This is a genomic window from Ruegeria sp. CDSB136 (genome assembly GCF_059610965.1).
Map to the genome: position 1 here is coordinate 1 of NZ_JBXWOP010000040.1, position 13,134 is coordinate 13,134.

Consider the following 13,134-nt stretch of genomic DNA (forward strand, 5'->3'; position numbering starts at 1 on the left):
GGCGGAAAAACGCTTGATCAGGTGGCGCAGTCAGGCGACCTTAACGTCAGAACCCAGGCCACTTGGGGAATGTCGGTAGAATTCCCCTCCGAGAGTTTGGGATCGCCGAGAAAGCCGTCATCAAGATTTTTTGGTGGGCCGTTCGAGTCTATCTGCGTATCTGGTCGCAAGTCGTTTGACGGTTTGTTCGAGAACATCCACGGCAGCGTTCATGCTGTAGGCATCGGCGTATTCATCAGGGCGATGGCTTACACCCGCGCGGCAGGGAATGAAGAGCATTGCAATCGGACAGATATCGGCCATCGCGGACGCATCGTGGGTAGCACCTGACATCAAACGCAGGGCAGCGTGGCCCGTGTCCTCGGCCGCTTCCGAAAGCGTCGTCACGAGCTCGTCGTCGCTTGGGACAGCGCGCTGTTCGTAAGTGCGCGTGATCGAAAACTGGAGACCTGTTGTGCTGCACCAGTCATCTGCGAACGTTTCCACTTCATCTGCGAAATGATCGCGACACGTGTCTTCTTCGGCGCGCACTTCAAGGGTGAACTCGACAATTCCCGGCACTGCGTTCACTGCACCGGGACTAATCGATAGCGTGCCGACGGTTGCCCTGAGATTTTTCAGCACCGTCGCGCGTGTGTTGATTTTGCTAATCAGGTGGGCAGCACCGACAAGCGCGTCACGGCGGCCCGCCATTGGGACAGTTCCCGCGTGACCGGTTTTTCCAGTGACCGTAACGTTATAGCGGGCAATGCCGCATATGGCCGTGACAATCCCGATTGGGACATTTGCGTCTTCAAGAACCGGGCCCTGCTCGATATGTGCTTCGAGATACCCCACAATTGACTTGGGATTGCGCTTAATCGTCAACGCCTGCTTCGGGTCGGCCCCGAAAGCGCGCATGGCTTCACCCATCATGATGCCTTGCCGATCGGCCAATTCGAATACAGTTGAGTCCAGTGTACCGGCCAGCGCTCGCGGACCGATCAGAGCAGTCGGAAATCGAACACCTTCTTCGTCAGCAAAGGCAAGGACTTCGATTCCGACGGGAAGCGCGTCCCATAGGCCCTCGAAGCGTTTTGCCACAAGACAGCCGAGGGCGATCCCCATGATCCCGTCAAACTGACCGCCATTGGGAACACTGTCTTGATGCGAGCCCATTAGGATGACCGGCTTGCCTGTCGCATTTGGTGACCGCCCAACGAGTGTACCTGCGGCATCCAGTTCGGTGGACAGCCCGGCATCCTTCATCCAACCCTTTATCTCGTCCAGCGCGGCCTTATGCTCGGGCGTCCAGGGCAGGCGCGTAACGCCTTCCTCAGTTGAGCTATGTTTGGAAATGGCCGAGAGACGCTGGGCGGCGATGTCACCATCCATGATATTTTCCTTGAATTTATCATGATAAATTGATTCCATGGTTTAACGGCGATCACGCCGTTACGCTACTAAAAACGTGAGGAGCGCCTTGGCTTCGCAGAAAACACAGACGAAACGGAAGAGATCGCGCCCCATTCAGGTCGCCGAAGAAATCAAGTCGTGGGTGGTTGAGCAGGGACTTCAGCCGGGAGATCGCTTGCCCAGCGAGCCTGAACTCATCGAACGGTTTCAGATGTCCAAAGGGACAATCCGCGAGGCCATGCGACTGTTGCAAGCGCAAGGTCTTGTCGCCACGAAGACGGGCCCTGGCGGCGGCAGTTTTGTCGGCGAAGTGACTACAGAACGCGCGCACGCGCTGCTTGCTAACTTCTTCTATTTCAAGAACGTCTCCATTGACGACATCTATCAAGTGCGCGTGGCTCTTGAACCGGAGAACGCTGCGTCGCTCGCTGGGCGGTTGTCAGAGCATCAGCTTCAGGAGCTTCGCGCAATCACGATGCGCTACGATACCCCTGCGGAATCAGCCGAAGAAGAGCGCGCTCAGCATGTCGACTCACTTCTTTTTCATGCCAAGCTGGCGGAATATGCCGAGAACCCGATCCTTGGGTTCATGATTGGGTTTCTTGCAGAGATTCTAACCCAGTTGACGGTCTACAAGCGCCTTTATTCCAAGCCGAACCACAAGCTTTGGCGCGAAGGCCGAGACCACCAGATCGCGCTGATCGAGGCGTTGCGAAAAGACGACCCTGACCGCGCGAGGGACATCATGCTGGAGCACATGAAACTCGCCCGCCGCCTAATGGAAGATCAGGAGGCCGTCGTTATGAAGCGGTTCATCGCGGAGTGATTTCCACCACGTTTGCCGGTTTACAGCAGATTGCCGAGCAAGGGGTCGCAGAAGCAATTGAAAAGGCCGATTGGGGGCGGGTTGCGACCTACATCCCCGAGTTGGCCTCGATCGCGCCTGATCAGGTTGGGGTCGCGATCGCTCTGCCTGACGGTGCGGTAGTGCGGGCCGGGCAAGCCGAAACGCCTTTCTCTATCCAGAGTGTCTCAAAGGTATTTGCACTGGCTGCGGTTCTGGGCCGGGTCGGCGATGATCTTTGGTTGCGCGTAGGGCGCGAGCCCTCTGGCACAGCTTTTGACAGCGTGGTGTTGCTGGAACGAGAGGAGGGGCGTCCACGCAACCCGTTCATCAACGCGGGAGCGCTTGTCACTACGGACGCTATGATTGGTGGGCGAGAGCCTAAAGATGCCCTCGCCGAGCTTGTTCGTTTTGTGCGCGCAGCGGCGCACGACGATGACATACACATCAACAAGCGTGTGGCGGAGTCGGAAAAGGCCTCAGGGCATCGGAACCTAGCGCTCGCTCATTTCTTGAAATCGCATGGAAATCTGTCGAATACGCCTGAGCGGGTTTTTGGCACCTACTGTCACCAATGTGCGATCGAGATGAGCTGCGTGCAACTCGCCCGTGCGGGCTCGATTTTGGCGCAGTTCCCCGATGCCGCGGGGCTTATTTCAGAAAAGCGTGCGCGCCGGATTTGTGCGCTCATGATGACGTGCGGCCATTACGATGGTTCGGGGGAATTTGCGTTTCGTGTCAGTCTGCCGGGCAAAAGCGGCGTAGGTGGTGGAATCCTGATTGTCGCGCCTGGGCGGGCGTCGATTGCCGTCTGGTCGCCCGGTTTGGATCGTTACGGCAATTCGAAGGTCGGTACGCGGCTGGCCGAGTATCTTGCGGATCAGACGGGCTGGTCCGCCTTTTCAAGGTAAGGCTCTGCGCGTTCGGGGTCGTCAAGCGTTGGGACGAGCATAGCCCAGTCCGCGTATATGCCGGACGTTGCGGCCTGGTGAAGGGCGCGCAGGTCAGATAGCGGTGTGGCGGACTTGTCGACACGTAGTGTCAGCGGTGCTGCGCTGCGGTTGACGATCAGCAAAGCGGCGGACAGCAACCCCCGACTGTCACCGCCTTCTAGTGAAGCGGCGTCGAGCGCGGCCAACAGTCGTTCGGCAAAAGAGCCCTTGGAGGCAAGAAAACCGTCGAAACAAGCGTCGATCACGTCATCACTTTTCAGAAGATTTCCCGCAACAATAACGTTCGATCCAGAACGGCTTCTCGCCGCAGGGATGCTGTCTTCGCCGGTGAAGGCGAAAACTTCACCATTCAGATCGAGCGCCGCGAGTTGCCTCTGCGCTCGCCCCGCGTCGGCGTTTACGACGCCCAAGACCGCATCCTTGGCGCTCTTCCCGGCCCGCATGGCGGCGAGAGTGTCTGTCCCCCACATCGTCGAAGGCAATGATCCCTGCGATGCTGAGAGGCCTGATTCGGCGTCTCCGCGGAGCACCCACCCCCCTACGCAGAGGCTTCCCGTAGTTGCTGCACCCCCGTAACTGCCTGTTTCTTTGTCAAAAGCCAGGATTGAGATCGTCACTTGGGCACCTCCTTGCGAGTGGGCTTGAATTTATCATGAAAATTTGGCCTGATGCAATTTATCATGAAAAATAATCTAAGAACATCACAACGGAGGTAAAGCCAATGTCGCTCTTTTCTTTCACAAGGCGGACACTGCTGGCTTCGGGTGCGGCGATAGCGCTGGCCCTCGGAGCGGTCAGTGGCGCCACAGCCCAAACGCCGCCCGGCGTCCTTATTGTCGGGCAGATCGCGGAACCAAAAGCGCTCGATCCGGCGGCGGTCACCGCGGTCAATGATTTCCGGATACTGATGAATGTCTACGACGGACTTGTCCGCTACAAGGATGGCACGCTTGAAGTTGAGCCCGCGCTTGCGACGGATTGGGCGATTTCCGAAGACGGCACGGAGTACACCTTCAACCTGCGCGAGGGCGTGACCTTTCATGACGGTAGCCCTTTCAACGCTGAAGCGGTGAAGTTCAACTTCGACCGTATGCTGGACGAAAGCCATCCGTATCACGACACCGGCCCGTTCCCGCTGGCGTTCTTCTTCTCGGCTGTCGAAAACGTCGAGGTGGTCGACGACCTCACGGTGAAATTCAAACTGAACGCTCCATATGCGCCATTCCTGTCAAACCTGGCCTACCCGACCGGTTTGATCGTTTCGCCCGCTGCCGTGGAACAGCACGGCGCCGATTTTGGGCGCAATCCCTCGGGAACGGGTCCGTTCACCTTCGCCGAATGGCGCGCCAATGAGGCGGTGGTGATTGAAGGGAACCCCGATTATTGGGACGGCGCACCCTCGCTTCAAGCGGTCGTCTTCCGCCCGATCACGGATGCCAACACGCGGACAGCAGAGATGCTGGCAGGCGGCATTGACCTGATGGTCGAGGTTCCGCCAGTCGCGCTGAGCCAGTTCGAAGGCGCTCAATACACCGTTCATGAACAGGCTGGACCGCACGTCTGGTTCCTGATCCTGAACGCGAAAGAAGGACCGTTTGCCGACGTCCGCGCGCGTCAGGCCGCGAATTACGCGATAAACAAGGAAGCCATCGTCAACGACGTTCTGGAAGGCACGGCTGATGTTGCGGCCGGTCCTACACCGCCGGCGTTCGCGTGGGCTTACAACCCCGATCTGGAGCCGTACCCATATGACCCCGACAAGGCGCGCGAACTTATCGCCGAAGCCGGTGTCGAAGGCGCTGAGCTAACTTTCTACGTAACCGAAGGCGGCTCGGGTATGCTTGATCCGGTGGCCATGGGAACCGCGATGCAGGCCGACCTGGAAGCCGTGGGATTCGATGTAAAGATCGAGACCTACGAGTGGAATACCTTCCTCGGGAACGTGAACCCTGGCCTCGAAGGCAAAGCTGACATGGCGCAGATGGCTTGGATGACGAACGACCCGGATACGCTGCCATTCCTGGCACTTCGCACCTCGGCCTGGCCAGAAGAAGGCGGGTTCAACTCGGGCTACTATTCCAACCCGAAGGTCGACGAATTGCTCGAAGCGGCCCGCGCTGCTACTGATCAGGACAAACGCGCAGCTCTCTACAAAGAGATGCAAACCATCGTTCAGGAAGATGCGCCTTGGGTCTTTGTTGCGAACTGGAAACAGAACGCTGTCACAAGCGATCGAGTCGAAGACTTTGCGCTTCAGCCATCGTTCTTCCTACTTCTCGACGACGTGACAAAAGACTGATCCTCCCTGGGGGGCAAACATGCGAGTTTGCCCCTCCACATTTCTCCTAAAGCACTCGGGGTGATTGATGGCGGGCTACATTCTGAAACGACTGATTTCAGCGATCCCTGTGCTGTTTGGTATAACGATTATCGTTTTTCTCATCATGGCGTTGATCCCAGGTGATCCGGCGACGGCTATCCTGGGAAGCTATGCCACGCCCGACAACGTCGAAAAACTGAACCGCGATCTCGGCCTTGATAAGCCTCTGGTGCAACAGTATTTCATCTGGCTCGGTAACATGGTGACCGGCGACTTTGGCACCTCGTTCGCGCTCAACCGGCCGGTCATCGACGAGGTGCTGGAGCGGTTTAACGCAACGTTGGTCCTAGCCGGAACCGCATTTGTGCTTTGCTCGATTTTCGGGGTCGCCGCGGGTGTCATTTCGGCGGCCAACCAGTATGGCTGGGCGGACAAAGGCATTACCTTCGTGGTGCTTTTGGGCATTTCGATCCCGTCGTTTTTCCTTGGGATGATGATGATCCTGTTCTTCGCCGTGAACCTCAGGTGGTTCCCTGTGTCGGGCATGTGGCCAATATATGGTGAGCGAAACTTTGCAGCCCTCATTTCGCACCTTACGCTTCCCGCCATCGCGCTCGCAGTCGTTGCCACCGGCGTTATTGCCCGTCTGGCCAGGTCAGCAATGTTGGAGGTCTTGCGACAGGACTTCATCCGTACCGCTCGGGCCAAGGGCGTGGCCGAAGGCGGCGTAATCTGGCGTCATGCGCTCAAGGCCGCGATGGTCTCGATCATCCCGGTGCTGGGCATTCAAGCAGGCTTTGTCCTATCCGGCGCAGTCTACATAGAAATCGTTTTCCAGTGGCCCGGCGTGGGTCGCATGCTGGTCGATGCCATCCTCAAACGTGACATCCTGTTAGTTCAGGGCGGGGTAGTCTTCGTGGCAGCCTGCTACGTGCTTTTTAACATCGCCGTCGATGTCGCCCAAAGCCTGCTTGATCCGAGGATCAAGACATGATGGCGTTCCTCGGCCTGCTCGCGCGGAACCGGCTTGCCATGTCGGGTGGGATCGTTCTGTCGCTGGTGGTCCTACTGGTTCTGCTGACACCTCTACTGCCGCTGGCCGACCCGGATGTGACGGACACCGGCAACCGTTTCAAGCCGCCGTTCTCCGACGGCGCGCTCCTTGGCACCGATCACCTCGGGCGCGATCTCCTGTCGCGGCTCCTCTGGGGCACGCAGCTTTCACTCGCTGTTGGTTTCGCCGCGGCAATCATCGCTGCGACCGTTGGGGCCGCCATCGGAATCGTCGCAGGATTCTATGGTGGCCGAACGGACAACATCATCATGCGCGGCGTCGATATGCTGATGGCGTTTCCCTATATCCTGCTCGCGCTCGCCATCGTCGCAGCCCTCGGACCGGGCCTGTTCAACGCGCTGATTGCCGTGGCTGCGGTGAACGTGCCGTTCTTTGCCCGCAACATTCGCGGTATCACCGTCGGCATCGCACATAAAGAATTCGTCGACGCCGCGCGGCTTTCGGGTATGTCGAACGCCCGGATCATCCTGACCGAAGTTCTTCCCAACGTCATTCCGGTCATCATCATCGCGATGTCGACAACCATCGGCTGGATGATCCTGGAGACGGCGGGCCTGTCATTTCTCGGCCTCGGGTCGCAGCCACCGCAGGCTGATCTCGGCTCAATGCTTGGCGAAGCGCGCTCGGCGCTGATTGCGAACCCGCACACGTCGATTGTGCCGGGGATCATGATCCTGATCATCGTGATGTCGATCAACCTGCTTGGCGACGGCGTCCGCGACGCGCTCGATCCGCGCCTGAAATCTGGCGCGCTGTCGCGGCCTATGGCAGCGACGATGGTAAAGCGCGATGCACCCGCCCCTGCATCCGAAGATAAGGGGCTGCTCGAAGTGCAGGAGTTGCAAACGCAGTTCCACGTAAAGCACCGCGTCTATCGTGCTGTCGGCGGCGTCTCGCTGCATGTCGAAGAGGGCGAATGCCTCGGCATCATCGGCGAGTCTGGGTCCGGCAAATCCGTCACCGCCCTTTCCGTCATGGGCCTCGTCGCTTCGCCGCCAGGGGTTATCATCGGCGGCGCGGTCCGGTATGAGGGCAATGATCTTATCGGCGCGCCCTACAAACAACTCCGCGATATGCGCGGGCGCAACGTCGCCTACATCTTCCAAGACCCGTTGGCCACACTTCACCCGCTTTACCGTGTCGGAGAACAGCTTGTCGAAGCGATCCGTTCGCATCGGCAGATCGGCAAAGAGGAAGGCCGCGCGAAGGCAATTGAATTGCTCGAAGCGGTGCGTATTCCAAACGCCGAGAAGCGGATCAGCGATTACCCGCATGAAATGTCCGGTGGCATGAGGCAGCGTGTCGGGATCGCCATGGCGCTGGCCAATGATCCCGATGTCATCATCGCCGACGAGCCGACAACCGCACTCGATGTGACTGTACAGGCGCAAATCCTTGCTCTTCTCGATGACCTCAGAAAATCTCGCGGGCTTGCCATCGTCTTTATCACCCATGACTTTGGAGTCGTAGCGCAACTCTGCGACCGTGTCGCCGTCATGTACGCAGGCCGCATCGTCGAGGAAGGCCAAACCACCGATATCCTCGACAATCCCCGCCATCCCTACACCGCGCGCCTGATGGCTTGCGTTCCCGAACTCGGCGAAGGGAAACGACGGCTCGAAGCCATTCCGGGCCTACCGCCTGTGGTCGACAATTTACCTGCCGGCTGTGCCTTTGCTGACCGCTGCCACAACGTAAAGGATGCGTGTCGCCAAGGCGACGTGCCGTTAGAGCGCGACGGCACACGTGCCGTACGATGCCTCTTCCCCGAAACGCCGTTTAAGGAGGCCGCGGAATGAGCGATGCACTGACGCTCGACAACCTGTCAAAAACGTTCCCCGTAGGTCGGAGCCTTTTTGGTGCAGCGTCCGGCTGGGTGAAGGCGGTGCACCCCATCACACTTTCGGTCACGAAAAACGAAACCCTCGGCATTGTTGGCGAGTCGGGCTGTGGAAAGTCTACGCTTGCGCGAATGCTCGTCGGCCTCCTGCCGCCGACCACTGGCACGATCCAGATTGAAGGCGCAGCACTCAACAATGCGGACCCGGCGGATTTCGGTAAACGTATACAGTACGTGTTCCAGGATCCGATTTCCTCGCTCAATCCAAGAAAAACGATCCGCCAGATCATGGAAGCGCCGCTTAAGCTGCTTCATGGCATGGCGAAACCCGAGCGTGACAAGCGGATCGCCGAGATCTTCGCGAGCGTGAACCTGCGAAAGGAGTTCCTCGAACGTTACCCACACGAGTTCTCAGGCGGACAGGCTCAGCGGATCGGGATCGCGCGTGCCCTGGCGGCAAATGCTCGGATTCTTATCCTCGATGAACCGGTTTCGGCGCTTGATGTTTCGGTGCAGGCACAGGTTTTGAACCTACTCGCCGATCTGAGGAAAGAGTTCGATCTTACCTACCTGTTCATCAGCCATGACCTAGCGGTTGTCGAAGCGGTAAGCGACCGGATCGCGGTGCTATACTTCGGATCGGTTGTGGAACTTGGCCCCGCCGAGGTGGTCTTTGCCAACCCGCGCCATCCTTACACCAAACTTCTCGCCGACAGCGCGCCGGTGGTCGGTCGCGCATTGACTGCGCCGGAGGCGAAAGGGACAGAACTCCCGAACCCGCTAGACCCACCACCCGGATGCGCCTTCGCGGCGCGGTGCCCATACGCAACCGATCGCTGCCGATCTCAGGTGCCTACCTTGGAAGACGCCGAAGGCGGAGCCAAAGTTGCTTGTTTTCATCCGCTTGCTGATGTTTGAACACTAGTTTTCGATAACCAAGCCATGATCGTCGCCTGGCATCTTGCAAAATAAGCTGCGTAAGCGGCGAATGGCGGCTTCGGGACAATGGCCTGGCGCGCCAGCTATGTGCTGCACGATGCGGTGAAGATCAGCCCTTTGATCCGTGGGTATGGCGGTCTGAGGCGCGACGTCATTCTTTCGGCAAGCAGGCTAGGGCAACCGCGCGGCTTATCCTGATTTGCCTGATCCCGGCATTTGCGGCGGAGTATGCCGGCGCTTACACCGGGTGCACTGGCAGCATATGTTGGCGAAGACAAATGGTGGGCCATCCCCGCCGCTGTCTTCGTCGGTGCCCCGGCCTATATCGACGGATACGCTGCGCTTCCGCTGACACGGGGGTTGATCGACAACGTCATGTCCGAAGGGGCAGCGATGGCGTTTCTTGTTTCGGGCGGCGCGGTCAGCATCTGGGGAGCTATGGCCATCGCACCGGTGCTCAAATTGCAACCATTCATGCTCTATCTGCTGCTTGCTGTTCTGGTGTCGCTCGGGGCGGGGTATGTCTTTGGGTGGATCGTCTGAGATTCAGCGTTAACGGGATGCAGACGTTCAGAGAACTGCAACAAAGTCTAGTTCGGCTCTACTGGCGGGCGCAATGAAAAGGCGCGGGACTTCTTTGCCAGGTCAATCATGCAACACTAAAATAGAACAATGAAATACTTGCTCCAAACCCCAACTGCCAGAGCAATCCTCATGGCACTCTTCGTAATCACTGTTGTGAGGGTATGCAGTTATGACAGCGATGAAGGGGGCTGGATATCAGGAGCATGATAAGGAGTATTGGGCCGTTGGGGGCAAGCCCTAACCCGACTATCTTCAAACTATTGAGCGAGTGAATGCTTTTGGTTTTCAAATGACAAAACTAGCGTCAGGAGATCGACCGACTAATCTAAGTCAGATTTGTCCTGCGGATTGCTAGTTCGACGACCTTCGGATTTCGCACCTGCAGCGAACGGCGGCTCGGACGGGCCGCACTGCAGCGACGCGATCAACGATTGGAGGTCGGCTTTGGGCCGTTCTCGCCGGTGGAAGTTGTTTCTATTGCCCTGATGCTGCGTTGCGCCCGAGGCCAGCTATGAGCCCATCTTGACCAATGCTGCGCGACGCACGAACGGGAGCGAACCACCTGATACCGCCATTGGTTACGGTTAGTACGGTCCGAAAGAGCCATTTGGCACCCGCCCACAATGTTGCAGCGGCCCGCATTGCGGACATTCACCGCGCATGCAGAAAAGGGCCGCTGTATTTGTGCCTGCCATTTTTCTGACTGAGGGAAAATGGCAGGTCCAGAGTCAGAACCAGTTTGAAACCGAAACTCAGAGACCGGTAGACGGTTCAAAGCTGTGCAGCTCGAAAGTTCTCTTTCCATCGGCGCTGAACTTCTGGATTGAGTCCCCGAGGCTGTCAAAGATGCGCTTGAGATCAACCCGAAACTGTCAATTTCCGCGATGCGCAGGCAATTCGCAGGATCAAAAACCATCCCGAAAACCGGCGGATCTGGCTGGCAAGCCTACAAAGGGCGGGAGTGCCCGAGTAAGGCTGAGTTCTTTGTGAGCAATCTTATCCGCACCATCTCCATACCGATGGCTACGTACGTTAACCCCCGCTCTCCACATCAAAAGGGGCATACTGTCCTTCCGGCATTCCTACAGTTCGATAAGCTTCAACAAAAGGAAGAATAAGCTCATCGGGTCGCGCAAAGCGCCGATACACCCATACAATGTCTGCAATTTTTATGCCTGGCCGGATTCTGTAGAGCCGGTCTCTCGCCGCAACAGCGGCACTGTGCGGACCAAGCTCGGCCATAATCGCGACCTCGATGGAAACCGACCACCACAGGTCAGGCTGCGCCCCTTTGCGGTAGATTTCCAACGCCGTCTCGTAATTTCCATTCAAGAAATGATACTCGGCAAGCGCCTGATACCAGTTTGGGTCGGCTGCGTTGGGATCAAGTGCAATGGCGTTTTCAACAAGTGCGGCACCCAAATCCAAACGCCCTGACCAAATGAATTCATAGCCGATCTGCCCCTGCAGATACCGGTCCGTCCCCAGTGAAAGCGCGGTCTCGGCTGATGAGAAAAACCCGTCGAGATTGCGTTGAAGCTGCAGGGCAAGCGCCAACAGAAAATGACTGCGCGCAGAATAGGGATTGAGTGAAACGGCCTTACGAGCGGCGTCCTCGGCCCGGGCAATTTTTTCTTCCTGCGTTCCTTCGTACAAGCCGGTGAAAAACTTGACGTCAGTCTGAAGCGCCTCGGACAACTGCGCCCAACCGCGCCAGTAATTGGGTTCCTCTTCCACGACCCGCTCGATACAGGCGCGAACACGCTCTTGCATGTCACGCCGGTTCATAAATCCGACACGCAAAAGCGAACATTCGTAAGACGACAGGTTTTCGGGAGGTTTCGCGCGCGCGTGTCCTGCGTGAATCCGCTTGATAGCCCCGCCTGCATCACCCACGGCAGAGGCGACCTTTTCCGTAATGTGCAACTGAACGTCGAGAATATTGGAGGTTGTGAGGTTTTCGTCATACGCATCCGACCAGACCTGAAGGCCCGTTGAAGTATCAATCAGCCGCGCAGTCACACGCAGGCGATCTGCAACCTGCCGAACCGAACCTTCCAGCACATAGTCCGCTCCGAATTTCTGCCGGATACTGCGCGGGTTACTTTCGTCCGATCCAACGGAATGGGTGGATTGGCGGGACAGCACATTGAGGTCCTGGTAGCTCCCCAGCTCAACGATGATGTCTTCGCCAATGCCAACGGCCAATAAATCGCGAGCGTCCGTATTGCTAAGGTTTTGAAACGGCAGAACCGCAACGGTCGGACCTGTTGGCTCTGTTAACAGAGCGGCTTCATCAAAGGTCATTGCCTCGGGCGGCTCGTGATCAAAGCCGATCCACCATGTTAACAAGCCTACAGCCCCCAGACCAACCAGTACCAATGCACCGGTCATCAATGGAAGCTTGTTTGATCGCCGTTTGGATGCGGGCGATCTAACAGGCATTACGCGGAAAACCCGAACCGGTTCAGCGATGTTCTTCAGGTTTTTCAGACCGAGATCCTCAAATTCGGCATCTACCTTGCCCATTGCCTGGTGCGCGACACTCTCAGAAACTGCGACACCGCCTGGGTCAGCCAGACCTTCAATGCGGGAGGCAACATTCACCCCGTCACCATAGAGGTCCCCATCAGCGATCATGACATCACCGAGGTTTATTCCGATCCGAAGTTGCAACCGCCACCCGTTGGCGAGGCTCGGAGCAGCCTCAGCCATTGTCCGCTGGATTTCGACGCCACAAGTTACGGCATCGACAACCGAAGCAAATTCGACAAGAGCACCGTCCCCCATCAACTTGACGAGACGCCCGTGATGTCTTGCAATTGCGGGATCAAAAATCTCAGAACGCAGCGTTTTGAGAGCGGACAATACCCCTGCTTCGTCGCTGCCCATCAACGACGAATATCCAACGACATCGGCAGCCATGATCGCGGCGAGTCGGCGCAGCATAGAACCCTCCTGCTCGCAGTCTAACTGATGTCACGAAATATCGACAATGCGCGGCCTTTGAGTAGTCCAGTTAAATTTGGCTTTCATAACCAAGGCTGAACGTCCGCTTCGCCTCGAAGGCATCACCTGCTTGCACCCGCAGTGGAGGTCAGCTCTTCGCCGATATTGTTGAAAAACAACGTGTTGCTGGCGCAGAGAGAGGCGTACCGAACTGAGCGCGAGTGCCTTTCTTGT

At 57.6% G+C, this 13,134-nt stretch carries 10 protein-coding genes; 7 read left to right on the top strand and 3 right to left on the bottom strand.

From position 1 onward, the window contains the following. Window positions 1-120 precede the first annotated feature (120 nt). Window positions 121-1,374 (bottom strand): M20 family metallo-hydrolase, encoded by a 1,254-nt coding sequence (locus tag AC2FIR_RS23500; RefSeq protein WP_496747853.1) that lies wholly within the window; start codon window positions 1,372-1,374, stop codon window positions 121-123. Window positions 1,375-1,507: 133 nt separating this feature from the next. Here AC2FIR_RS23500 and AC2FIR_RS23505 point away from each other — a divergent pair, with 133 nt between their 5' ends. Together AC2FIR_RS23505 and AC2FIR_RS23510 are read left to right on the top strand one after the other, a co-directional pair. Further along, window positions 1,508-2,221 (top strand): FadR/GntR family transcriptional regulator, encoded by a 714-nt coding sequence (locus AC2FIR_RS23505; protein WP_496747878.1) that lies wholly within the window; start codon window positions 1,508-1,510, stop codon window positions 2,219-2,221. Then, window positions 2,221-3,150, top strand: a complete 930-nt coding sequence (locus tag AC2FIR_RS23510) for a glutaminase (RefSeq protein WP_496763391.1) — start codon at window positions 2,221-2,223, stop codon at window positions 3,148-3,150. Before AC2FIR_RS23505 ends, AC2FIR_RS23510 begins: the two co-directional genes overlap by 1 nt. Here AC2FIR_RS23510 and AC2FIR_RS23515 read toward each other — a convergent pair. Next, window positions 3,120-3,809: a DUF1028 domain-containing protein gene (locus tag AC2FIR_RS23515; protein WP_496763385.1), complete on the bottom strand. Its 690-nt coding sequence runs from the start codon at window positions 3,807-3,809 to the stop codon at window positions 3,120-3,122. The genes AC2FIR_RS23510 and AC2FIR_RS23515 overlap by 31 nt on opposite strands. Before the next feature lie 104 nt (window positions 3,810-3,913). On the opposite strand from AC2FIR_RS23515, the gene AC2FIR_RS23520 reads away from it, so the two are divergent. The 5 genes from AC2FIR_RS23520 (at window position 3,914) to AC2FIR_RS23540 (ending at window position 9,909) form a co-directional block, all read left to right on the top strand. After that, window positions 3,914-5,491, top strand: coding sequence for an ABC transporter substrate-binding protein (locus AC2FIR_RS23520; protein ID WP_496763387.1), 1,578 nt, complete (start codon window positions 3,914-3,916; stop codon window positions 5,489-5,491). Window positions 5,492-5,558: 67 nt separating this feature from the next. Continuing rightward, window positions 5,559-6,506: an ABC transporter permease gene (locus AC2FIR_RS23525; RefSeq protein ID WP_496747848.1), complete on the top strand. Its 948-nt coding sequence runs from the start codon at window positions 5,559-5,561 to the stop codon at window positions 6,504-6,506. Further along, complete coding sequence (locus tag AC2FIR_RS23530; RefSeq protein WP_496747873.1) at window positions 6,506-8,386, top strand: dipeptide/oligopeptide/nickel ABC transporter permease/ATP-binding protein; 1,881 nt, start codon at window positions 6,506-6,508, stop codon at window positions 8,384-8,386. The genes AC2FIR_RS23525 and AC2FIR_RS23530 overlap by 1 nt, the downstream gene beginning before the upstream one ends. Continuing rightward, window positions 8,383-9,345, top strand: a complete 963-nt coding sequence (locus AC2FIR_RS23535) for an ABC transporter ATP-binding protein (protein ID WP_496763389.1) — start codon at window positions 8,383-8,385, stop codon at window positions 9,343-9,345. The genes AC2FIR_RS23530 and AC2FIR_RS23535 overlap by 4 nt, the downstream gene beginning before the upstream one ends. A 249-nt stretch (window positions 9,346-9,594) precedes the next feature. Next, a complete protein-coding gene (locus AC2FIR_RS23540; protein WP_496747844.1) occupies window positions 9,595-9,909 on the top strand; it encodes a permease in 315 nt (104 codons plus the stop codon). A 1,074-nt stretch (window positions 9,910-10,983) separates the two neighbouring features. On the opposite strand, the gene AC2FIR_RS23545 is transcribed toward AC2FIR_RS23540, so the two are convergent. Next, complete coding sequence (locus AC2FIR_RS23545; protein WP_480496567.1) at window positions 10,984-12,900, bottom strand: adenylate/guanylate cyclase domain-containing protein; 1,917 nt, start codon at window positions 12,898-12,900, stop codon at window positions 10,984-10,986. Between the last annotated feature and the right edge of the window lie 234 nt (window positions 12,901-13,134).